We start from the raw sequence: 24,191 nt of genomic DNA on the forward strand, positions 1-24,191 counted from the left end.
CACATTCATACTGATATATAATTATCTGTTCAATTAACTTTTTCTACCGTAGTGTAATTGTCGAGAGTGGTCATGAGGCTTGGAATAGGCCCACTTACGACACAGATACCGGAGGATGATCCGCGGACTCCGGAAGAGAAATTACAAGAATCAGTCGCTCTCGCGAAAAAAGCCGAAGAAAAGGGGTTCGACTCAGTGTGGGTGTCCCAACACCACCGCTCGGAGGATAATTACCTCTCTTCCCCGTTCATCTTGTGTTCGGCGATCGCCGAAGCGACCTCTGAGATCACTATCGGTGTCGGCGTCGCGCTGGCTCCGTTTTACGAGCCGCTCCAGCTAGCAGAGGATGCCGCCACAGTCGACGCACTTTCCGGTGGCCGGCTTCAACTCGGACTTGCGATCGGCTACCACGATCCGGAGTTCGAACAGTTCGACGTGCCAAAGTCCGAACGCGTGCCACGTCTCATCGATTGCGTGGAAGTCTGCAGACGAGCATGGTCGGAGGGGCGGTTCTCGTACGACGGTCATACCGTCTCCTACGACGAGGCAGTCGTGAACCCAACACCGCCACAGGGAGACAATTTACCCATCGTACTCGGCGGATTGAGCGAGCCGGCCATACGACGGTGTGCAGAGATGGGAGACGCCTACATCGGCGGCCTCACATCGACGTTCACGGAAATAGAAGGAATCGCCGAGATACTCGAGGACGAGGGAGCTGATCTCGACGAATATCCGATGCACCTCCTTCGCGACGGGTTTATCGGCGACGACAAGGCGGATGCATGGGAGCGAATGCAGAATGGGTTATTGTACACGCAAAATATTTACGCGAAATGGTTTGCCGAATCCTCCGACTTCGAAGAGATGGAGGAGCCAGATGACCCTGAGGAGGCCTTCAAAGCGTTCTCAGTATATGGAGGAGCGGATGATCTCGTCGAAGAGATCCAGCGGTATGAGGGCGTGATCAACGATGAGAGCCACTTCATCATGCGGCTGGAATATCCGACGATGGATCACGAAACGGCCGTCGAGGCAGTGGGACGGTTCGGCGATGAGGTGCTCCCTCAACTACGGTGAACCAGGGTGATCGACCGTAGAACTGCCCGGCCACGGCATTATTTTTCGATTTTCGATGGAGACGTGAAAGACGATTCCACCGGCGCTGTGGTGATGTGACAGACGGTTCCACCGACACCGTCTGTATCCAGTGCATGAAAGAACGCGGTTCCCGATCGCCGTCCGTCGTCAGAACGAATCGAGGAAGTCGCCGAAGTCTTCGTTGAACTGATCGGTGATTTCCCAGTGTGGGGTATGGCCCACGTCATCGTACTCGACGAGTTCGGCGTCGTCTATCTCCGCCGCCATCTCGCGGGCACCTTCTAGCGAACAGAACGCATCTTGGTTGCCCTGGAAGATCGTCGTCGGAACGTCGATGTTCGTGACGTCGTCGGTCATATCCTCTTCCATCAGCGCTTCGAACGAGGGAACACCGGCCCACGTCGGCGTCTGCATCGAGAGTTCCCACATGTACTGGTGGGTTGCATCGTCGACCTCGCGATGAACTGCCTGTTCGTAGACCGTATGTCTGTAGTCCGGACGATCGTTCTTCTCCATTTCGAGGAGCGGGAGGACCTCTTCCTCTGGAAGCCCGTGCGGGAAGTCCTCATCCTGAAGGAACTTCGGTGCGGCGGGCCCGATCAGTCCAAGCTGGCTGATATAATCTCCGAACGAACCTGCATACCTGGTTACGACGCCCCCGCCCATCGACCAGCCAACGAGTGTCGCGTCGTCCACGTTCAGTTCCCCCATGAGGTGTTGCAAGTCCCGACACTGAGTATCGTAGTCGTAATCACCCGCCGGTTTCTCGGATTTCCCGTGTCCCCGGAGGTCGACCCCGATCATACGGTAAGAGTCGTTAAACGCCGCGATTTGGGGATCGAAAAACTCGTGGCTGGCACTCCATCCGTGAACCAGTACGACCGGGTGTCCTTCTCCTACGTCCTCGTAAAAGAGTTCGGTACCGTCGAATGATTCTACTGTGGGCATGTTACGCATTCACACTTCATAACGGACGTACAAATACATTTGGGGAACCATAATCTGTCAGATATAAAAATGGGTTCGATCGCCCGCCACGAACCGTACAGGCGGCAGGACGGGTGTGCCGGAACTCGACTCGAGTTCGGAACGGATTCGGCACGTGAGGTGAAAGACATCCGCTTCGGTATCCGGGTGTCGTGGAACGAACGGAATCAGAGGAATCGTGTCCGAATCGTATCGGCGAAATTACTGATCGGTCTTCGCGGCTATCGCACAGGCCCACGTGTGGCAGACAGGTTCGAAGATACGTTACGTCGGATAGTGCTGAGGGCTGGCGATAATCGGCACAGGAATCGAGGAACGCAGCGATAAGAAGGAGCGGAATCGGCCTCAGTAGCCGGGATCTCCCGGACTCGGCCACTCTTCGCGCATCCAGGGGATGATGTTCTCACCGAAGTGCTTCAACTGGGCGTTCGCTTCCTCGGGTTTCATTCCGGCAACTTCGAACCACGCTTCAAAGTTGAAATCCTCGTATTCGAGCGTGTTCTTGAAGTCTGCAATCTTCTCCTTCAGTTCCTCCGTATCGCCAATCATCGCGATGTCACGCTCTATTAACATATCCGCCGTGACCGTGGTGTCTGGATCGATGGGGTCTTCGTCGACGTCTGAGAGAACGGCTGCGAATCCGAACGGGCCGAAATACGACCACCCGTGCTCGAGACCTGTTTTCCACCGCTCGAGCGTCTCGGCGTCGTGACCGGGGACGTCCGTGTTGAAGATAAAGCGGCCGACCATGCAGCCACGCTGACGGTTTTCGTCCCACCCGCGCTTGAACGGTTCGCCGTCGTACTCGGGACGTCGGTCCGGCCACCCGGCCTCTTCGGAGAATTCCATGTACATGTCGATGTTCTGTTTCATCACCCTCGGTGGCTCGAGGGTAAAGAACCCGTTGAATCCATTTTTCGCCCCGTATTCGATGGTGCGTGGCGACGTCATCGGGAGCCAGATCTGCGGATACGGTTTCTGCTGGGGCTGCGGATAGACGGGGAACGATTTGAGCGTCGTTCCACCCCCGATCACAGAGTTCATGGCGACCATGGAGTATTTCTCTTCTTCCTTCCAGTCCAGCATGTCGTCAACCTCGTTCTCAGTGACATCCGCTTCCAGCCATTTCTTCTCCATCGAATGGTGCCACTTCGTGTGCTTCGGGGGGTAGTAGTGGTAGTTTCCGTGGTACGAGAACAGGTCTTCCGTCCAGGCCTTCTCGATGATTTCCCACTTTTCCATGAACGATTGACGGTTCTCTTCCTGGTCTTGTACGGAGCCGGACCAAAATTGTCCGAGTACTTCGTTCTCACGGGGCTGGTATCCCCGACCGACGCCGATTTCTGCTCGCCCATCGCTGATCAGATCGAGCATCGCTGCTTGTTCGGCAAACCGGACCGGTTCGTGCCACGTGATGATGTTTCCACCCTGCGCGAGTTTGATATCGTCAGTTTGAGCCGCCACAGCCATCTGGCTCATCATCGGATTAGGACTGTACTCCGGCCCGGGTGCTTCAAAATGATGCTCGGGCATCACGTACCGGTCGAACCCGTACTCTTCGGCGAGAACTCCCCATTCGACCTGGTGTTTGGTTACCTGCTTCAAGTCTTCGTGTACGTCGCGAATGGAGCCGTCAGTGATCTGTGTTCCGTCTTCCAGTTCCAACGGATCCAAATTGGTTGTCCCGATATGGAATACGCTAACTTCTACCATTGTACTACGAAATCACATGCCACACTACCACACTTATAGATTTGGGCACACTCTCTTTCCGAGTCGAAAGTCGGACAGGGAGAGGAGAGATTCTTCACTGGTCCTCGACGGCACATATTGTTCACTCGTTATCTGTGGTACCAGAAAATTGTACCCAGGGAAGAAAGAAAAGGTGGAGGTGAGGCAAAGGAGTGTAAGAAGAATATAAGAGACCGGTCGTGATAGGTGGACCATGGCGGACGAAATATTTAGCGTCGACGCTTCAACTGCGATTGTGACGGGTGGCTCCGGCGGGATCGGTGCATCGATCGCCGAGCGATTCGTCGAGAACGGAGCGAACGTCGTCGTCTGTTCGCGAGAGCAGACGCGCGTCGATGAGGTTGCAGAGACGATCGACGACCGCAATCTGTCGGGCGACATTCGTGCTGTCGAATGTGATGTCACGGACCGACCAGCGGTCGACGAACTCGTAGAAGCAGCGGTCGATCAGTTCGGCAGTCTCGACGTCCTAGTGAACAACGCTGGGGCGAGTTTCATGGCCCCGTTCGAGGAACTGAGCGAGAACGGGTGGAAGACGATCGTCGATATCAATCTTCACGGTACGTTCCACTGTACGCAGGCGGCCACGACTCGGATGAAAGAACACGGCGGGGGATCTATCGTAAATATCTCCAGCAGCGCCGCCATCCACGGCGCTCCGCTGATGACTCACTACGGAGCGGCCAAGGCAGGAATGCTCAATCTCACCCGAACGCTGGCCTACGAACTGGCGGATCACGATATCCGCGTCAATTGCATCGCGCCCGGGATCGTCGTGACCGAAGGGATGGAATCGCAGATGGGGTTCACCGCCGATGATATCGACCGGATGACCGTCAAGCGACGAGTCGGGCTTCCGGAAGAGATCGCCGACGTCAGCCGATTCCTCGCGAGTCCTGCAGCGTCGTATCTCACGGGAGAGACGATCACCGTTGGCGGTGTACCGCGAGTTGAAGAAACACACGAATTCTCTGACCCGTATGCGTGGTCGTAGAGAGACGAGACATTCACCTTCGGTATGATAACTCATCGTTGAGTTAGACCGTGAACTTCGTCTTCGCTTCGACTCCGTGTCGTCGACCTGCGTACGGACGACGGTCCAAACGATTATACCGACGAGCATGGGAATGGGTGACGCGCATGGGCACAGAAAAGTCCAAAGCTGACAACCTAGAGCAACGACTACGAACGCTCGAAGCCAAAGACGAGATCCGCGAACTCCGTGCGGAGTACTGTTTCCGGGCGGACGACCGTGATTGGGAGGGGTGGGCAGACACGTTCACCGAAGACGGACGAATCGAGGTCGATCAACTCGGAACCTACGAGGGCCGTGACGAGATCATCCAGTTCGGTACCGACGTCATCGCCGGCGAGTACCAGTGGTTCTCCCACATGGTTCACAACGGAGTCATCGACGTGGACGGCGACGAGGCGACTGGAAAGTGGTACTTCGAGGTTCCCTGCGTATCGAAAGCGACGCTGCTTAACGAGGGCGAAGCCGGTTGGTTACAGGGACGGTACGACGAGGAGTATCGGCGTGTCGACGGTGAGTGGAAAATTTCCGTAAGCAAAGCCGCGTTCCACTACGTCGCCGATTACGAGGAGGGATGGGGTGAGCAGATACTCGAGGGTATCTCGGAGTAACGGGCGCGTTCGATCCGATACGGAGACCGTCGACCACGTACCCTCGCCACGCGGGTGACGTGATCGAAGTAGACCCAGTGTGCAGTCGGTTCACACGTGTGCCACTGACCAAGTCGATGGATGACTCCCGTGGCACTCGACTCTCAGCGGAAGTCAATTTCCCGAGGAACTCGTGGACCTGTTTACGGTTCGTGGCCGGACGCTCGTCTCTCCCACAGTTGATCAAGATAGCACGGGTGTGCCACTGGCACTGTCAACCGAGATGACGATGGGTGCTGACTACAACAAATATGTACATATTCGGCTATCGAGCGTCGGCCTCCGCTACCTATACCTTCGTATATCCACCGTCAACGACGAGTGCTGCGCCAGTAACGTAACTCGCTGCATCGGAACCCAGGAACGCGACCGCGTTGGCGACCTCCTCAGGTTCCCCCATTCTGCCTACGGGCGTCATCTGAATACCCGCCTCGAGTTCCTCTTCGGTCGCTACCGCCTGCGGCGCCCCTGTGTCGATCAAGCCCGGGATAATCGCGTTGATCGAAATCCCATCGGAGGCGAGGTCGAGCGCTGCACTACGGGTAAAACCGAGTACACCGCCTTTGCTGGCCGCGTAGTGTGAGAGATCACCGGACCAACCGATCTGCCCGCCCGCGGCGGACGAGATGTTCACGATACGACCGCCACCCTGTTCCTTCATCACCGGATACACCGCGCTGGTGCAGTTGAAGGTCCCGTTGAGGTTGATATCGATCACGGTTCGCCAGTCGTCTTTCGTCATTTCCTCCAGCGTGTGCGTCGGGAAGATTCCCGCAACGTTGGCCAGGATGTCGATTGAGCCGAATTCAGTCTGTGCCGCCTCTACGACGTCGTCAACCGCTGCTTCGTCCGTTACGTCCATTTCGTGGGCGAGCGCCGCCCCACCACGATTCTCGACGTCGGCCGCTACTTGTTCGATCGAATCGACGATGTCGGTGATAACGACGTCCGCTCCGTTTTCTGCGAGCACTTTGGCGGTCGCTGCACCAATACCGCCGCCCGCACCGGTAACGAGTGCCGTCTTGTTGGTTAGGTCTATCATCGCTGCAGGCCGGATTCAACAGGGCGACGTAAAGATGTATCTTTGAATTCACCAGCTACATCGTCGAACAGAGCTACGTGGCGTCGTTCTGCTTTTGAGTCGGGAACCACGGGTTTCGATCAGTCCGGTGATCGCGGCTCCGTGAGCACCTGTACGATCGTCTCCCGTCGGGATGGGGAAGATCGTGGCGTCGGACGTAACGGTACACGTCCGATTTCGAATGCGAACGATCGGTCCCGTCTCGAAGACGGTTGTATCGACATACCCGATACGAGAACCGCCGGGACCGCCACAAAAGCGCGAGGCGAGGCTCGTATCGAGCGTCCGGAAGCCACCTATCGCGGACGATCGACGGTTGAGCCGCACTGCGATTGTGTACGATCGCGAGTCCATAGCTCGGTTTGTATCAACCCAGGAAAATAAGTACGCCGCCATCGACGGGTGAGACACGATGGGTGATAGCATCACTGACCGGCAGCGAGTCGAATCGACGGCAGGTGAGACCCGTGGCAGATGACGTCTCCGTCGATGCAGCGACCCTCCGCAGTCACCTCGAGGAACAACTCGGCGAAGATCGGCCGATCGAACTCGCACCGATCGAAGCCGGACGGTCGAACGAGACCGTCAGCGTCACGTGGGGAGACCGGAAACTGATCCTCCGGAAGCCACCGAGCGGCGAGAGTTCCGAGGACGCCCACGACGTGCTCCGCGAGTACCGGATCATGGACGCTCTTCAGAAGACGGCCGTACCGGTTCCCGAGATGATCCTCGTGTGCGACGATCACGACGTGATCGGATCCGACTTTTACCTGATGGAATACCTCGATGGGCACGTCGTTCGCGGCGAAGAACCAGACGTATTCTCCGCGAGCGACTCCAGACGACGGTTTGGCGAAGAACTCGTCGAGACGCTCGCGTCGATCCACACCGTCGACATCGAAGGGGTCGGTCTCGGCGACCTCGGACATCCCGACGGCTTCACCGAACGGCAGGTCGAGCGATGGGGAAAACAGCTCGAGTGGGCGCTAGATCGGACGGAACGTCGCGACGAACTCTCGGAACTGGAGGCGGTGGGTGACTGGCTCGAGGAGAACGTCCCGACCGCCACGCCACAAACGCTCGTCCACGGCGATTACAAGATCGACAACGTACTGTTCGGCCCTGATCCACCGCCCGAGATCATCGGCGTCTTAGACTGGGAGATGGGAACCTACGGCGACCCGCTGACCGACCTGGGCTGGTTCTTGGTCCACTGGCACGACGGTGGGGATTCGGACCCGGTCTTCCCGACGGTGACGCCACCGTTCTTGGACGCAGAGGGATACGCTACTCGGCGGGAACTCGTCGAACGGTACGAACGCGAGAGCGGGATCGAGTTGACCGACGAACGGTTTTATCGTGCGCTGGCTGCGTACAAGGAAGCCGCAGCGTGCGAGGTGTTCTATGCGCGCTTCCTTCGGGGGGCCGAGAACCCGTTCTTCGAACAGATGGACGAGAAGGTGCCGGAGGCCGCCGTTCGAGCAAAACGGATCGTCGACGGAGAAGAGCGACTCTAGATCGCTCCGCGAACGTGCGAGACGTATTTTCTGCTGACGCCAAAAATTCAGTTCTCTACGACCGCTTGGACGTCGTCTACAGACGTTTCCGAGCATGCGGTCCTGTTCCTGGTGCCTCTCGATAGAGGCGGACCCTATCGTGCTTCGCATCACGTACGGTATAAGAGACGTCCTGGCCGTAGACGATGCTGCGAGAATCGACGTCGAGTAACTCGGGATGACTCGACACTTGCGGATCCGTTGTGGCACGCGTGCCACGCTTCCCGACGTTCTCGGCACCTGCGTATCGAGTAACGGTGCGAGCAGACCTCGACGATCACGTCTGCTCGTGGACACGTGCCACGGATCTCCCCTCCCGTTGCACTTACACCCATACGATTGTAAAGGCCGTGTGGCACTCCACATCCGATGATGCCACAGCCGGAATCCACATTCCACTCTCAGTCCGGCTGCTGTGGAGTCCGGATAAGCAACGTGATTCAAATTTTCACTCGGAACGACGAACGAGGGGTTTGGTGAACCAGTGCTGGCTGCTCGAGTCACAGAGGTTGGTCCGCGAGATGAACGTCGGCGACGGCGATACCGCCTTGGACGTCGGGTTTTCGCCGAAGTCTACGAGCGGGATCGATGATATACGGTCGCCCGCGCCGGCGTTCGACGGTCACACCCTCGGCGTCCTCTCCGAGTAGCGGCTGGCGGAAGCTGGTGCGAAGAACGGTATCTGATTCTTGCGACGGCCGGTGGACGTCTGCCGGCCATCATCGACCCACTGACGGACGATCGGGTTCGAGCCACCCGTACCGGCGGCGATCTCGAGGGTGGACATCGTCGTGGACGAGTCGCACGCAACGGGGCGGCATCGCTCTGCTCGTGAGTAGGTTTATTACGGAAGATATTGGACACACGGGTAGCCGTGCCACCGGACAGGAATACGAGAACGTACGCGACTCACTCGATCGGAAGACGATACTCGAGTCGTGCGATCAGGGGGTCAACCGAGCGTTCCTCACGTTCAGCCGCTGCGGATCGACGATCCAGCTTCGGTCCGCGTTCACGTTCTCGACGCGAGGCTCACTGCCTGACAGGCGTATGATCCTGCGAGACGCTCGACGACCCGGTGCGGATCAGGATCGGACACTGTCGACGGACCGTCAACGCAACAGTCCGTTCGTCGCGGGGCACCTGCCGTATTAGTGAGCGTCCGTGATGACCACCTCGACCGGTCCGTCGTCGAGCCGACCCTCTTCCTGACGCTGTTGGGGTCTCTCATCGACGATTGAATTTCTCGTATCCGCTTGAACGGCATCTCACCGTAGTTTATCGATACCGAATCGATTTTCAACCTGGTATTAACAACGGACGAATCACGTTAGCCAGCAGAAACTCGGGAAGACCAAACTACCAGACGGATTCGACGTCACCTCTACACGAGGAGATAAAGATACCCCCACTCCAGTGTTCGTCCGCACCGGTCGCCTCCAGTCCTCACCGGCCTTCCCAATGATCTCCAGGGTATCGCCCCAACGTATCACATTACTAATGGATTTTCGTCCACTCCTTTCGCCACATCTCCGTTAAAAAGCGGTGGTCTACTGGCGGACGCCCTGGCGCTCCTCGAGAGAGGTGCGACGGATTTTGCCGGAGGAAGTCTTCGGGAGCTCGTCGATGAAGTCGATCTCCCGGGGGTACTCGTACTTCGCGAGGCGGTCGCGAACGTCCTGTCGCAGGGCCTCTTTGAGCTCCGCCGACGCCTCGTACTCGTCCGCGAGCACGACGAACGCTTTCGGTACCTCGCCGCGTTCGGCGTCGGGGACGCCGATGACGCCCGCGTCTGCGACCGCGTCGCTGTTCGCTAACGCTTCCTCTATCTCGACGGGCCCGATGCGATAGCCCGCGCTGATGATGACGCTGTCCGTCCGCGAGACGAACTCGAGATAGCCATCCTCGTCGAGACGGCCGAGGTCTTCCGTGAGCAGCCAGCCGTCTGGGACTTTCTCGTCGGTCTCGTTCGGTTTGTTCCAGTACTCTTTAAAGCAGACCGGATCGCCCTCGTATCGGACGGCGATCTCGCCCACCTCGCCGGGTTCGACCGTCCGCTCGGCCGTCTCCGGATCGACGATCGCGATTTCGTGGCCCGGGGCTCGTCGACCGATCTTCCCCTCGCGAGACTCGGCGAGCGCTGTACAGTCACCGACGAGCATATTGGCTTCGGTCTGGCCGTACCCTTCGTGGACAGCGGCCCCGTCGAATACCTCGTGGGCCCACTCGACGATCGTCTGGCCGAGCGACTCACCGCCACTGGGAAGACATCGGATACTGGAAACGTCCCATCGGTCCGGGTCGTCCATCTGCTCCATCATTCTGAGGGCTGTTGGGGGTCCGAAGAAGATGGTGACGCCGTAGCGTTCGATGATCGCCATCGCCGTCTCGGGATCGAACTCTTCGTCGGCGGTGTAGGCGACGACCGGGCGGCCATAGAACATGGCAGGGAAGACGACGTCGAACAGCGTCGCCACCCAGGCCCACTCCGACGGCGTCCAGAAGACGTCGCTGTCCCGCAGTTCCATGTTGCAGAAGCCCGTGACGACCAGCGGCAGGTTTCCGAGGAGGACTCGGTGTGCGTGTCGGACACCTTTCGGATCGCCAGTCGTCCCCGACGTGTAAATGATGATGGCGTCGTCCTCGGCGTCGGTTCGCACGGTCTCGAACTCCCGGGAGTGAGCGTCGATCAGTTCCCGGAACGTAAACTCGTCGTCCCCGGAGTCGACGTCACCGACGGTGACGACGGTTTCCAGCGACGGCGAGTCGGGCGCCACGTCTCGGACCGTCTCGACGTTCGCGCCGTCGACGAAACAGGCGACTGCGTCGGCGTCGTTCAGACGGTAGGAGACGGCGTCAGTGCCGAACAGCGTGCTCAACGGAACGGAGACCGCGCCCAGTTTCCAGCAGGCCACGTGCGCGATGACCGTCTCGGGCCGTTGGCGCGTGTTAATGGCGACCCGGTCGCCCCGCTCGACACCTCGAGTACGCATGGCGTTGGCCAGCGCGTTGGCGACGTTTCTGAGCCGCCGGAACGTGTACGTTTCGCTCCCACCATCGCCGTCGTCGGCGAGTAGCGCGACGCGCCCTCTTTCATCCGCCCAGCGGTCGCACACGTGCGTCGCCATGTTGAACGTCTCCGGCACCTCCCACTCGAACTCCTCGAGGAGACGATCGTAGTCCGCCCATTCGCGCTCGTAGAAGTGATACGCATCGAGCCTGTCAGTCGGACACATAGGGTGACAGATTACGAGGGAGGTAATACGAGTTGTGGTGGGCTCTACCGTATCACTCTGACCGATCTGTTGCGATACGGCGGAGGACTGGCTGGTCGTGCCAGCCGGTACAACATCCATCTCTGTCGGCACTTCGAGCTACGGTCGGCGGACCCTCCTTTCGGGAAGGGATGTCTAACGGAAACGGCCAGAGGTTCGTTTGGGACGACAAATGAGAGTGACGATCAGCAGCCATGTCCGCTGGCTCGCTCACCGGGGGAGGGACACGTCCGGCGCACGGTCGTGGACGAAACCGATTAGGGCTCGTCCGACTGGCCGATCGCCGTCCAAATTCGATCTTCGATCTCCTCCCGAGTGACGGTCCGATTATTGACCGTCGCGAGCCGCCCTGTGACGAGGTCGAGGAGCCCCAGTTCCTGCAGTAGTTGTCTCGTTCGATCTGGATCTGTTTCGAGTCTCCGACGGGCTTCGTAAAGTGTGTTCGAGGACTGTACCACTTCGACGAGTTCTTCTATCGTAAGGTCCGCTGCAATGCCACCGTCTGGGAGAACGTTTTCTTGCGTATCGTCCGATTGCTGATGTGGGCGCTCATTCTCGGAGGTCGACGTAGTTCCTCTGACTTCGTCTGCCGCCTCTCCGTCTATCGCGTCGAGAGAGGCGGCGGATTTGGCTACCTCTTGTGCTTCTCCCTTCGACGAAACAGTATGGATGCCGTGGTTGATCATTCGGCGGCGTATCGTCTCCGGAGTGACGTCTGATCCCAGTGCGTCGCGCATTTCCCGGAACGACTCACACGCGTCGTATACTTCACGGAGCACCTCGGGATCCTCGTCATCGGGCTGATCGTCGCCGCCGGACAGCACCGGTTCTGGACCGCTACTTTCCGTATCCGCTCCCCCAGACGGCCTCAACCTCGAATGTCTCGCATTGCCAGGGCTAGCATCGGTAAGTTCAGTCTTCGCCGTCACCTCGAGGCGGAGTAGTCCGTTCTCACCGTCTATCGCTGCTTCGTCGACCGAGAACGCAATATCATCGTCGAGGCAGTCCCCGTCGAGTATTTGCTTGGTCATGGAAAACTCTACCGTGAAGTTCCCGCCCGGTGTGAACTCCGCTTCTCGAGTTGCAACGCTCGTGACGGTGGTTCCGTACTGTTCGAATGATTCGATTACGTTGGCTATTTTCTGTAGTGAACTTCCCACGGACATTGTTTACCCCGTTTTTTGATCAGCAGTGTGGCCCTGTTCCCGCCAGCAATGGCAACGCAAAGCCTCACATCCACGGGCCGTGGAACGTCATACCATACCGTGGTAAATATAATTACTGCTCCAATAAACTCTGCGTCCCTGTCATCAATCTCACCAACGGCCCAGCACACAGCGTTCCACGGAATCTACTGGCGACTCTTCGAGACGACCTCCTGGGAACTCCGTGAACGAGCAGTCAGAGAAGGAGAACTCGCAGAGCGCTTTCTGAGAGGCACGTGCTGAACGTGTGACCGCGAGAAACTAGTACTCTATTTCTCCGTCGCTGCTCCCATCCTCCATCGGTGGGGGAGAGCGTGCTATCCCGCATTCCAAGTCTGGCGTTGAAACGCTACGAGAGAAATCGCCTCTCCTCCGAGTCAGTTCAGCAACTCCTCTGTCTCCTCAGTGGTCCGCATTTCGGGAGCATCGTTTCCGATTGTGATGATACCCACTACATTTACTACACCCATACTACCTGGCGGAGTTTTGTGTCTTGTCGCTTGATGTTACAAGCATAGGTCTGTAACGAATGTGGAGTGCTGTCAACACTCATTCCGGAAAGCGTTTCGGTACCAGTACTATGGTTCCCGCCTATCAGTTCCCACGGATGGTACATCTACAATGGCTTTCCGCCGACAGCGACTGGTATGGACGCGAACGTTCCTGGCCGATGACTGGTGCCACGTCAACTTTCACGCGCGATACCGTCGGCTGTGCCACTCGTGCCACAACCTGAATTTACGGCGGACAAGGTAACAGTTAACACGAGCGGTGTGGACATCCCGATGACCCATGAATAGAGAGAACCGAAACCACCTGATCGATACCTACTTCGAGGCTATGGACGAAGACAACTTTGACGCGATGGAAGCCGCGGTTTCGGACAGTATCCAGTTCGAGTCCCCCGGCGGCACCGTTTCCGATGTCGATGAATTCCGCGAATACATCGAGGAGAGCCGTATTTTCACGCACTCAGAGCACGACGTTACCCGTCGGGTCCATGGAGCAGCCAAATCCGTCTGCGAAGGAACGGTGTCCGGCCAGACCCCTGAAGGCCGTGTTGACGGTGAATTCTGTGACGTCTTCGGGTTCGATGGCGACGAAGAACAGATTACGGACATCTCCGTGTATACGCGAATGTGAACTGATAGCTCCACCGAGGGAGTGTGCCGTCGCTGACAGGGGAGTCGATCGCGCGGAATAGAGCGATGGCCTCCGAGCACACCCCACCGTAACTCTGACTCACACCCTCGGTCCTGGGTCGTCCCTCTGGGGCGTGCTGTCCGAACGAAAAGCTCCGATTGTTTCGGTTACAGACGGCCAGTGCGCAGTCAGTCGTCGGCCGGGGAGTACGAGCCGACTGCATCGTCGGGGACGGTCCCGTCATCGTTCCACCCCCGAAGCCGATAGTATTCAGCTATCGCGTCCTCGAGGCCGGGGAGGTCGTACGGGAGCTGATCGTCCGACCTATCCATTCCACGTTTGTTGTTGAAGTGGCGCTCCAGTTCGACGACTCGGGAACCGACGTCGAGTAGGTCGCTGTAATCCGCCTGGAAGAGTTCTTCGTACTGGTTTTCGTCGATATATCCGTCCGAAAACGCACAAACGATGGCGCTATCGCGGAACCCGCCGACGTTCTCACGGGTGATCAGGACTTCCGGTTTTCCCTCGAGCGTCTCCGGATCGATTTCACCACGGTATTCCGGCCCCTGCATACGAGCGTACATATGGTCCGCGCCGCGATTGGCGACGGCGTAGCTCAGACCCTGCCCGTGCAGCACTCGGCCGTCATGCGCAGCGAATTCGAGGCCCTTCACCGTCCAATTCTCGACACCGAGTTCGTCGTGGAACCGCTCGACGCCCTCCGCGAGGAGATCACCGACCCCGTCGCGATAGGCGATTTTCTCGGTCAGTTCGTGGATCAGATCGACGTTTCCGAACTCGTCTTCCGAATCGAGATACGCCGCGACGGCGTCGCCTGCGCTGATGGTATCGAGCCCGAGAGTGTCGCAGAGTTCGTTCGACTTCATTACCGCTACCATATCGTCGACCATCACGTTGCTTCCGAACGCGAACACCGTTTCGAATTCCGGTCCTTCCGTTTCGAGTCCCGTCTCCTCGTCTCTCGTCGGAAGCTTGCATGCGAACGCACAGACCGAACAGGCGCCCTTCCTGTACTTCTTCTCTGCGACGGCCTCACCACCGATGCCGTCGGCGCCGTCGAACGAGTGCTCCTTGAAATACCGAGTGGGGAGCGAAAACTGGTCGTTGATGAACTCCGTGTAGCTCGTCGTGCCCCGTTCGCGCATCATGTCGTCCGCGGTCGCTGCGGCCTGATGGACCTCTTGCTGGACGTCCGGGACGTCGATCGCAGGTCGAGAGTCACCCCGAAACGAGACGGTCTTGATGTTCTTTGCGCCGAAGACGGCGCCGAGTCCCCCCCGTCCGAACGCGCGACTGTCGTACGTCATCACCGATGCGAATCGGACCCGGTTCTCTCCGGCGGGCCCGATCGTCACTAAATTCTCGCTCTCGAGTCCGTGATTCTCGTCCATGTACTCCGTTACTTCGGGAACCAACGCCTGCTCCAACTCTGGAACGGACTCGAACTCGACGCCATCATCGCGGATGTGTATCGCCAGGAGATCGTCGCTCTCGCCGACGAACTCGACGGCGCTGTAGCCTGTATCCGCGAAGTTTCGCGAGAGGTACCCGCCAGCGTTGGTCGAGAGAAGGCCGTCCGTGAGCGGCGAGAGGCCGGTTAGGCTCATCCGGCCGGTAAAGCTCATCTGTGACATCTGTAGCGGTCCTGTCGCGAGATACAGCCGGTTTTCTGGCCCTAGCGGAGGGGCGTCAAACGGAATGCGTTCGTGGGCAAGTTTCGTCGCGACGCCACGGCCACCGACGAAGGTTGCGAGTTCCTCGTCGATGGGGGTTTCAGTAACTTCTCGGGCCCCGACGTCGACTGTGAGGAGCGGGCCTTCTGCGTGGAGCATGGTGGGGTGGTACCCTGTGATAGTTTATCAAAGTAGGGGGACGATGAGAGAGAATCGATACCCTCCACTGGCCTATCGTTCTTTAGTAGTCGTTGAAACGATTTACTCACCGCTCGCAGTAAAACGGCCAGCGAAAGCTCGCTGGACGTGAATTCGTGAGCGGGGTGTGCACTGACGTTCAACGACTGCTATTGCTCTCCGTCGATCGACCGGGACGGTTCACTGTCTGACTCCAACAGCGTACCGTCCAAGGGTCCGACGATCGGTGAGGATCGCTGGAACCTCGGTATTAAAGTAATTAGTCATCAGACCGTTAGATATGGAGGTAGAAGTCACCCTCTTTGGACCCCTTCGTGATCCCGTCGGCGAGAAATCGATAACGCTTTCGCTTCCGGCGGACGCCACCGTCGAAGACGTACTAGATCAACTGACGGCGGACTTTCCGAGTATGCGCGACCCATTGTACGGAGATTACGGTTCGATCAGCGACAACGTCGTCCTCACGAAAAACAAGGTGAATATCGCCACCCTGGAGGGTGTCGAGACGAAGCTCAGCGACGGCGACACTCTTCGCCTTTCTCCCCCTGTGACCGGCGGCACGGGCGTCGAGCAGTAGCTCTTGAACACGTGCTCGTTCCAATCGGAATCGGCACGTCGATTTGCACCGTGCCACGTCTCCCTTCTCGGCGGAACACGGTGTGCAATCTAGAGGTAGTTATTTATTCGTTTTTGATGAAGGCCGCGACGGAGCGATGAACACAGCACTCGACTTCGGCATCTTCCAGATGCCGGAAGTACGACCGGAGCGGAATTGGACGTTGTATTTCGATCAGATCGTCCAGGAAGCGCGGCTCGCTGAGGATCTCGGCTTCGACGAATACTGGGTCGGCGAGCACCACACGAAAGCTCACGAAACGGTTCCCGATCCGCTGATGATGCTCTCGCGAATCGCCGAGGCAACTGAACGGATCCGTCTCGGGCCAGCGACGGTCAATCTGACCTACGAGATCAACGACCCGTTCAACGTGGCGGAGAAACTGGCGTTTCTCGATCAGCTTTCGAACGGCCGTGCCAACTACGGCTTCGGAGCCGGCGCACTCCCCCGCGACATGGCGATGTTCAACGTCGATGAGGAGCGCCAAAAGGACATCATGTGGGAAGCGATCGACGTCATCGAAACGTATACCGATGCCACCGAACTGACGGATTTCGACGGAGAGTTCTTCCAGTACGAGGATCGTATCGTCCAACTTCCACCCCTTCAAGAAGAGCCGCCGACAGCGGTCGCCGGGTTCACCTCGACCGGCTCGTACTCCGGCGCGATCGAAGGCGGACATCGGCCGCTCACTCTGCCGTTTTCGCCACTTTCCGCGCCCGATAATCCCGATGCGCTCGGCCTGAAGAGAATGGGGGAGACGATAGACGAAGCCGCCACTTCCCTCGGTCGAGACCCTCAAGCTGCTCGCCGAGAGTGGTCGATCGCCCGGGACGTTTACGTGACGGACAGCAAAGAGCAAGCGCTCGAAGAGATTCGAGAGGGCGCCGAGGAGTACTACGATTACATGCTCGGTCTCGGTGATGGTGGCCTTCTCCAGTTCGTGAAAACGGATCCCGAGCAAACCAGAGACGATCTCACCGTCGAGTGGTTAGTCGAGAATCTGCCGATGATCGTCGGGTCACCCGACGAGTGCATCAAACAAATCAGCGCCCTCCACCAGGAGGTCGGTGGGTTTGGAACGCTCATCGTCAACTCTCACGACTGGATGCTGCCGGAGCAGAAGTGGCGTGACTCGCTCGAGTTGTTCGCCCAGGAGGTCATGCCCGCTTTCCAATCACGCAAGGGCCCCAGAGAGATCGAAAAAGAACAGGTTCCCGGGTATGAGCCGGTCGAACTCGCAGCTGACGAAGATCCGTTCGCGATCGACTCGTCGAAAGTCATCGGTACGGGTGACTAGCTCTGTATCGGGTCGTGTGATCTGTGAAATCCGGGATCGGGGACCGAGTTCGTCGTCGCAAGCGTCGGGCCGTCACTGTTAGACGCCACCGCTATTTCAGCTCCGCTCGGTGTCGAGTGGTTTGGACAAGCGGTGAATATCCTGGTGTGCTATCGAACGGCGGGAGTAGAGAGTATTGTCGGATTCACCCCCGGCCTGAAGGGGGGTTCTCCGTGAACTTCTGTAAGACGGGCGGCATCGTCGTGGCGGTAGGCGCCCGACGGCATCCCTCAACACCCGACCTGCTCGCCGGCTCGACTGTCGTCGATGCAGGCGCAGGGAGCGCCGTCGTCAACGGAGTACTAAGCTTCAGAAGTAATCACTCATCGTGGCACAGAAGTTGTTCGACACCCGTCTCAATCGCTGTTGTGAGGTCGGTGACTCGAAGAAGCGGTTGCCGAGTGCTTCTTGGAGTCGACACCAGCACTCTTCGCCCGAATTTCGCTCCGGCGAGCACGCCGGCAACGTCACGAAGCCGAGGTCGGCGCAGGCCACGAAGTCCGTGACGCCCGACGCCTCGAAACAGGGCGCTTCATCGAGCACACCGATCAACTTGTTTTCGAACTCGCTACATAAGCGAAAATTATATATTTTTCGTCTTCGGCGGTCGCGTACTCTTCGGATCGAGAGAAAAAGGATCGCCGTCTTCGGTGACCACGTCAATCAGACGTGCCCACCCACGGTTTCCAGAGTTCAACCGCCGGCAACTCGAGATCGAGTACTCAGCATCGTAGTTTCGTCGGGAGACTGCTGGTGAGCGCCGGCGTCCACGCCGGTTCATCGATCCCAACGATCTCCGGTGGTTCGTGGAGAGTCCCTTCGAATCCTTTGCTATTTTTTTGATAGTTTTCATTTTCTCCCAGATAGATTATATTAGTGACGGCCTGCTCGAGCGACCTGTCACCGTCGAGTCGCTCGGGCCGGCTAGAGATCGTCGTCGCTGAACGGCGTACCGCTCGGCGAGTCCAGTCCGCGTACCGCCGTTCTCGTGCGAAATTGCCGCTACGTGCCGTTGTGTCGGCTTCCTTCCGCCACACTGTCGAGGGAATCGTGCAATTTCTCGATAGAGGTCTCGTCGGGATGATTCACCGTGTTTAGCGACGATTTATGAGTTGATTATTCTAACTGGTACTGAAGCCCGCGAAGCCGAGCAGCGAGACGTTGTCTTTCGAATTTCTCGGCGAGTGGATGACGAAGTCTCCGGTGAGACGACGATCGAAGGTGCGAATCGAGTGATCTCGCTGTCGACGAAGCATCGTACGAAGGCTGGCCGAAAGGTACTGAAGGTCCATCCTATTCGATATCAGAATTGACCGCCGATCACGTGATGACTCTGGAAGACGTATGCCGAATGGGGTACCTTCGTATCCCGCCAGCGGCGACCGGAACGGACGTCTCCAAACGACTCGAGACCAGCCATTCGGCAGTCGTCGAGCGTCTCCGGTGGGCTGAGCGAAGTCCCGTTCGGCTCCGCAGAGCAGGTCGTCTTAAAAGGCCGATATATATCCCGGCGCTTCGTCCTAATCTAGTTATGTGACAACGTGGCACAGGGCCGTGCATGTTGTCGACAATCGAGGCCAACTCGCCCGAAACGGGGCGAGCAAAGAGAGGAAGTGACGATGGCGGCTGAGGAGCAAAACGATCCTGAACTGCTGTCGCTCGACACGGGCGGTACGATGACCGACACGTTCGTCGTCGACCACGAGGGAAACTACACGGTCGGAAAGGCACAGACGACGCCGGAAGACGAGTCCGAGGGTGTGATTTCCTCGTTCGACGACGCACTCGGCTACTGGGGCACCTCGATCGAGGATTCGGCGGACACCCTTCGAGGGACCGTCTATTCCGGGACGGCGATGCTCAATCGCCTGCTCGAGCGGGAAGGCGAGGGGGATATCGGCGTCATCACGAACAGGGGATTCGAGGATACCCACCGGTTCGGTCGCGGCATCCAATCGTGGGTCGACCTCCCCTACTCCGGTCGGCTACACGCCCGCGAACACGAGCACCCCGACCCGATCGTTCCGCGCGAGAACATTCGCGGCGTCCGGAGTCGGATCGGGATGTCGGGTCAGGAACTCGTCCCGCTCTACGAGGAGGAAGCCCGTGAAGCGGTCGAAGACCTGCTGGATCGAGGCGTTCGCGTCATTTGCGTCTCGCTCGTGTACTCGTATCAGAATCCGGGACACGAACGGCGGATCAAGGAAATCGCCGAGGAGGTCATGGCCGAACGGAGTGTCGACGTCCCGGTCTGGCTGTCGTCCGAACAGAATCCCGTTCGGGGCGAACTGCCGCGAGTGAACAGCCTGATCCTCGAGGCGTACGCCGTCGATCCGTCGCGAGAGCAGCTCCACGGGATCGAAGAGGCGCTCGAGGAACAGGGCAACGACGCGCCGTTCCGGGTGCTGTCGTCCTCCGGCGGGACGATCTCGCCGGATCACGACTGGCTCGTCGAGACGATGATCTCCGGCCCGATCGGCGGAATCTTCGGAGCCGAGTTCCTCGCCGACGAACTCGGCATCGACAACCTCGTCTGTTCGGACGTCGGCGGGACGAGCTTCGACGTCGGGCTCATCACCGAGGGACACTATCCGACTCGCTGGGACCAGAGTCTCGCGCAGTTCATGGTGAACATCCCGATGACGGCGATGGACACGATCGGCTCGGGAACGGGGTCTTACGTCCGCGTCGACAAGGCGTCGAACCGTCTCGAGGTCGGGCCGGACTCCGCGGGCTATCAGGTCGGCGTCTGTAACGAGGAAAGCGGCCTCGAGACGCCGACGGTGACCGACTGTACCGCGATGCTCGGCTATCTCAATCCGGACTACTTCCTCGGCGGGGACATCGACCTGAACGTCGATCGGGCCGAGGAGTTCATCGAAGAGAGAGTCGCCGGGCCGCTCGATCAGGACCCCTACGAGACCGCCCGCGGCGTGCTCGACATCGTCGAGCGCAACATGACGAACGAACTAAACGCGATGATCCTGGGACTCGGCTACTCCCCGGAGAATTACCACCTCGTCAGCTACGGCGGCGGCGGGCCGCTGCACGCGGCCGGCTACACGAAGAACCTCGAGTTCCGCGACGTGCTCATTCCGGACTGGGCGGCCGCGTTCTCGGCGTTCGGCTGTGCGACGGCCGACTACGCCTACCGGTACGACCACTCGATGGACCTGCTGATTCAACCGGACCTGAGCAACGTCGACGCCGTTGCCACGGCGCTGACCGAGACGCTCCAGGAACTGCGCGACCAGGCCGAGGACGCCTTCGACCGGGACGGGATCGAGATCGACGAGATGCAGTTCGATCCCGCCGTCCGGATGCAGTACACCGGCATGCTCGACGATCTCGAGGTGACGATTCCGCGGGAGATCTGGTCGGGCGAACTCACCGCCGAAGACGTCGTCGACGTCATCGACGTCTACGAGCGGGAGTTCGAGCGCGTGTTCCAGCGCGCCGCCCAGAGCCCCGAACAGGGATACACCGTCACGATGGCCGTCGGAACCGGCATCGCACCGTCGCCGAGTCCGACGCTCCCGGAAGAGGACCCGGTCGGCGAGACGCCGCCGGAAGCGGCCAGCCGCGGCGAACGAGAAATTTACTGGGACGGAACCTGGCACGACGCCGACCTGTGGGAGATGTCGAAGCTACAGGCCGGCAACGTCGTCGACGCGCCGGCGGTCATCGAGGCGCCCGCGACGACCACGCTCGTCCCGCCGGGATTCGAGGCACCGCTCGACAGAAACCGCATCTTCCACCTGCAGCAAACCGATCAATGAGTAAACCAGACCAACAACCGGATTTCGAAGAGACCCAGTACGAGCGGGTCGACCCCCCGATCGGGTGGGACGGCCAGACGCTCCACGAGATGCTCGCGGAGAGCGAACGCCTCCGCGAGGAGACCGAACGCTACTACGGTATCGAGGACCTCGAACTGAAAGAGGAACAGCCGTTCGAGTACGAACAGATGTACTCCCAGCTGCGCGGGGCGTTGGTGTCCGCACGGGAGACCGCACTGCACGTCAGCGCCTCGCCGATCGTCCGCGAGATCGGCGAGCTCTGTTTCCAGGTGTACACGCCGGAGGGCGACTGCATCGCGCTCTCGACGGGGATCATCGTCCACGTCCACACCGGTTCGCTGGCGATCAAGTACATGATCGAGCAGGACTACGAACACGACCGGAGCATCCAGCCCGGCGACATCTTCTGTAACAACGACAACGACCTCGGCAACGTTCACACGACGGACGTCCACACGATCGTCCCGATATTCCACGAGGGTGAACTCGTCGCGTGGGTCGACGGCGTCACCCACCAGGTCGACATCGGCGGGATGACCCGCGGCCACGACCAACTGGCCAGTACGACCCGGTACGAGGACGGGCTCTACGCCACCTGCGAGAAGATCGGCGAGAACGACAAGATATACCAGGACTGGCGCGACCGCGCACAGCGAGCCGTTCGGACGCCGATGTACTGGGACTTAGACGAGAAGTGTCGCCTCGCCGGCTGCCACATGGTCCGGGACGCGGTCGAGTCGATGATCAACGACGTCGGCGTCGACACGTTCAAGCAGTTCTCCCGGGAGGCGGTCGAGGAGGGCCGACAGACCCTCCACTCGCGCGTCAAAGAGCGGTTCTTCCCCGGGACGTACCGCGACGCCAGTTTCATGCCCGTTCCGTTCGAGGACGAGGCCTGGAAACCCTCGGCCAAGCAGGACATGATGAACCACCTGCCGGTCGAGGTGACCGTCGACGAGGAGGGCGGTCTCGAACTCGACATGGAGGGGGCGAGCCCGCCGGGCCCGCATCCGTACAATTGCGCGGAGGGGGCGATGGAGGGCGGTCTCTGGGTGTCGCTCACGCAGAGTATCCTCCACGACGGGAAGGTCAACGACGGCTCGTACTTCGCCGTCGATACGAACTATCCCGACGGCAGTATCGTCAACCCCGACGATCCGAGCCTCTCGTACCACACGTCGTGGGGCTCACTGATGCCGGCGTACAACGCCTTCTGGAAGAACGTCTCGCGGGCCTTCTTCGCCCGCGGGTTCCGCGAAGAGGTGGTCAGCGGCTACTCCGAGACCGGCGACCCGGTACAGGGCGGCGGCCGGTACGAACCGATGGACGACTACTTCCCGGTGGCGCCGTTCGAACACTCCTGTCAGGGGCTGGGCGCCTCCGCCGTCCGCGACGGACTCGACTACGGCTACGCGATGTGGAATCCCGAGTCCGACATGGGCGACGTCGAGGAGTGGGAACTCATCGAGTGGGGTCTGCCGTACCTCTCTCGACAGGTGAAACCCAACACCGCCGGGCACGGCAAGTACCGCGGCGGAACCGGCTGGGAGGGAATCAGAACCGTTTCCGACAGCGAGGACGTCTCCCTGTACAAACACGTCGTCCCCGGCGTCGGCTTTACGACATCGGGGATGGCCGGCGGCTACCCCAATTCGCTGAACTACTCGCTGCGCGCCCACGATACCGATCTGGACGAACGTCTCGAGAACGAGGACCCGTATCCGATCGGTGACTCGCCGACGGGGTCGTTCGAAGAGCAAATCGAGGGCGACGTAAAGCGCAGCCAGAAGGGGATGTTCTTCCCCGAAGAGTTCGAGAACGGAGACCTGCTCCACTACCAGATGGGCGGTGGCACCGGCTACGGCGACCCGCTGGAGCGACCGATCGACCTCGTCGTCGAGGACGTCGAGGAGGGCATCTACACGACCGATATCGTCGAGCAGGTGTACGGCGTCGTCGGCGAGTTCGACGAGGACAATCGCGAGTTCACGCTCGACGAGGAAGCGACCGACCGGCGCCGCGAGGAACTGCGAACGGAACGCCGGGAGGAGACCCGATCCTACGACGAGTTCCACGAGGAAGAACGCGAGCGACTCGAGGACGGCGACATCAGCGACCCGTCGAAGTGGATGTACGAGGGCGTGTTCGACCAGTCCGACGACTGGGCGGCGTTCTTCCGCGAGTTCTGGGACTTAGACGAGACGTTCGAATTCGACGCGGAACTGATGGAGGCGTAAACTGATGGTAGAAACAGATCGCAACCAGATCGAGAAGCTCATCGACGGCGACCTGCAGTGGGAAGAACTGCGAAACGACGTCCTTCCGGACCCGAAGGACGGCCAGCGGTTCGAGGTGACCCGCGAGATCCTCCTGGACCGCGTCGACTGGGACGACCCGATCCTCGTTCCGCTGAACGACCACCTCTTCGCCGTCGGTACGGACGACGGCCGGATCGTGAAAGCCGAGTGCGGCCACGAGTTCGGCCCGCTCGAGGACAACTGGAAGACCGAGTGTCAGGTCCGCGTTCGCGAGAGCGAAGACGAGATGCGGGATCTCTACCCCGAGTGGATGACGCCCGACCCCGACTGGACGTTCCAGCTTCGGGAGTTCTTCTGCCCGGAGTGTTACACGCTGCTGGACGTCGACGCCGTCCCGGCCGGCTATCCGGTGTTGAAGCCCTTCGATCCCGACGTCGACGCCTTCTACGAGGAGTGGCTGGGAGAACCGGCGCCGGACGCGACAGAGGTGAATCAGTGAGGGT

At 59.4% G+C, this 24,191-nt stretch carries 18 protein-coding genes and 1 pseudogene; 12 read left to right on the top strand and 7 right to left on the bottom strand.

Annotated elements, in window-relative coordinates; translation table 11 throughout:
- Positions 1-72: 72 nt before the first annotated feature.
- Positions 73-1,080, top strand: coding sequence for an LLM class flavin-dependent oxidoreductase (locus NJT13_RS05210; RefSeq protein ID WP_254524458.1), 1,008 nt, complete (start codon positions 73-75; stop codon positions 1,078-1,080).
- 168 nt (positions 1,081-1,248) lie between these two features.
- Here NJT13_RS05210 and NJT13_RS05215 read toward each other — a convergent pair whose 3' ends face one another.
- Both NJT13_RS05215 and NJT13_RS05220 read right to left on the bottom strand, forming a co-directional pair.
- Positions 1,249-2,049, bottom strand: coding sequence for an alpha/beta fold hydrolase (locus NJT13_RS05215; RefSeq protein WP_254524459.1), 801 nt, complete (start codon positions 2,047-2,049; stop codon positions 1,249-1,251).
- 384 nt (positions 2,050-2,433) lie between these two features.
- A complete protein-coding gene (locus NJT13_RS05220; RefSeq protein ID WP_254524461.1) occupies positions 2,434-3,753 on the bottom strand; it encodes an LLM class flavin-dependent oxidoreductase in 1,320 nt (439 codons plus the stop codon).
- Positions 3,754-4,033: 280 nt separating this feature from the next.
- On the opposite strand from NJT13_RS05220, the gene NJT13_RS05225 reads away from it, so the two are divergent.
- Positions 4,034-4,834: an SDR family NAD(P)-dependent oxidoreductase gene (locus NJT13_RS05225; protein WP_254524463.1), complete on the top strand. Its 801-nt coding sequence runs from the start codon at positions 4,034-4,036 to the stop codon at positions 4,832-4,834.
- Positions 4,835-4,980: 146 nt separating this feature from the next.
- A complete protein-coding gene (locus tag NJT13_RS05230) occupies positions 4,981-5,484 on the top strand; it encodes a nuclear transport factor 2 family protein (protein WP_254524464.1) in 504 nt (167 codons plus the stop codon).
- Positions 5,485-5,812: 328 nt separating this feature from the next.
- Here the strand turns inward: NJT13_RS05230 and NJT13_RS05235 are convergent, their stop codons facing one another.
- Positions 5,813-6,565, bottom strand: coding sequence for an SDR family NAD(P)-dependent oxidoreductase (locus NJT13_RS05235; RefSeq protein ID WP_254524465.1), 753 nt, complete (start codon positions 6,563-6,565; stop codon positions 5,813-5,815).
- A 506-nt stretch (positions 6,566-7,071) separates the two neighbouring features.
- Between NJT13_RS05235 and NJT13_RS05240 the strand changes: the two genes are divergently transcribed.
- Together NJT13_RS05240 and NJT13_RS05245 are read left to right on the top strand one after the other, a co-directional pair.
- Positions 7,072-8,121 (top strand): phosphotransferase family protein, encoded by a 1,050-nt coding sequence (locus NJT13_RS05240; protein ID WP_254524466.1) that lies wholly within the window; start codon positions 7,072-7,074, stop codon positions 8,119-8,121.
- A gap of 515 nt (positions 8,122-8,636) precedes the next feature.
- A complete protein-coding gene (locus tag NJT13_RS05245; protein WP_254524468.1) occupies positions 8,637-8,810 on the top strand; it encodes a hypothetical protein in 174 nt (57 codons plus the stop codon).
- A gap of 900 nt (positions 8,811-9,710) precedes the next feature.
- Here the strand turns inward: NJT13_RS05245 and NJT13_RS05250 are convergent.
- Positions 9,711-11,396, bottom strand: coding sequence for an acetate--CoA ligase (locus tag NJT13_RS05250; protein WP_254524473.1), 1,686 nt, complete (start codon positions 11,394-11,396; stop codon positions 9,711-9,713).
- Positions 11,397-11,692: 296 nt separating this feature from the next.
- Positions 11,693-12,466, bottom strand: a complete 774-nt coding sequence (locus NJT13_RS05255; RefSeq protein WP_254524475.1) for a DUF8073 domain-containing protein — start codon at positions 12,464-12,466, stop codon at positions 11,693-11,695.
- A 966-nt stretch (positions 12,467-13,432) separates the two neighbouring features.
- Between NJT13_RS05255 and NJT13_RS05260 the strand changes: the two genes are divergently transcribed.
- Positions 13,433-13,783 (top strand): nuclear transport factor 2 family protein, encoded by a 351-nt coding sequence (locus NJT13_RS05260; protein ID WP_254524481.1) that lies wholly within the window; start codon positions 13,433-13,435, stop codon positions 13,781-13,783.
- Positions 13,784-13,971: 188 nt separating this feature from the next.
- Here NJT13_RS05260 and NJT13_RS05265 read toward each other — a convergent pair whose 3' ends face one another.
- The gene (locus tag NJT13_RS05265) at positions 13,972-15,636 is read right to left on the bottom strand and encodes an aldehyde ferredoxin oxidoreductase family protein (protein WP_254524485.1); all 1,665 of its coding nucleotides are present in this window, start codon (positions 15,634-15,636) and stop codon (positions 13,972-13,974) included.
- A 319-nt stretch (positions 15,637-15,955) separates the two neighbouring features.
- Between NJT13_RS05265 and NJT13_RS05270 the strand changes: the two genes are divergently transcribed.
- Both NJT13_RS05270 and NJT13_RS05275 read left to right on the top strand, forming a co-directional pair.
- On the top strand, positions 15,956-16,252 hold the full coding sequence (locus tag NJT13_RS05270; RefSeq protein ID WP_254524486.1) for a ubiquitin-like small modifier protein 1: 297 nt from the start codon (positions 15,956-15,958) through the stop codon (positions 16,250-16,252).
- A gap of 136 nt (positions 16,253-16,388) precedes the next feature.
- Entirely contained in the window at positions 16,389-17,591 is a 1,203-nt protein-coding gene (locus tag NJT13_RS05275; protein WP_254524487.1) for an LLM class flavin-dependent oxidoreductase, read from the top strand.
- Positions 17,592-17,949: 358 nt separating this feature from the next.
- On the opposite strand, the pseudogene NJT13_RS05280 reads toward NJT13_RS05275, so the two are convergent.
- Positions 17,950-18,719: pseudogene (locus tag NJT13_RS05280) on the bottom strand (transposase).
- A gap of 262 nt (positions 18,720-18,981) precedes the next feature.
- Here NJT13_RS05280 and NJT13_RS23400 point away from each other — a divergent pair.
- The 4 genes from NJT13_RS23400 (at position 18,982) to NJT13_RS05295 (ending at position 24,187) form a co-directional block, all read left to right on the top strand.
- Positions 18,982-19,167 (top strand): hypothetical protein, encoded by a 186-nt coding sequence (locus NJT13_RS23400; protein ID WP_425499801.1) that lies wholly within the window; start codon positions 18,982-18,984, stop codon positions 19,165-19,167.
- Between the two features lie 82 nt (positions 19,168-19,249).
- Positions 19,250-21,409: a hydantoinase/oxoprolinase family protein gene (locus NJT13_RS05285; protein WP_254524488.1), complete on the top strand. Its 2,160-nt coding sequence runs from the start codon at positions 19,250-19,252 to the stop codon at positions 21,407-21,409.
- Positions 21,406-23,667 (top strand): hydantoinase B/oxoprolinase family protein, encoded by a 2,262-nt coding sequence (locus NJT13_RS05290; RefSeq protein ID WP_254524489.1) that lies wholly within the window; start codon positions 21,406-21,408, stop codon positions 23,665-23,667. Before NJT13_RS05285 ends, NJT13_RS05290 begins: the two co-directional genes overlap by 4 nt.
- Positions 23,668-23,671: 4 nt before the next feature.
- Positions 23,672-24,187, top strand: coding sequence for an acetone carboxylase subunit gamma (locus NJT13_RS05295; protein ID WP_254524490.1), 516 nt, complete (start codon positions 23,672-23,674; stop codon positions 24,185-24,187).
- Positions 24,188-24,191: the final 4 nt, after the last annotated feature.

The sequence above is a fragment of the Natrinema caseinilyticum genome (assembly GCF_024227435.1).
Taxonomy (GTDB): Archaea; Halobacteriota; Halobacteria; order Halobacteriales; family Natrialbaceae; genus Natrinema; species Natrinema caseinilyticum.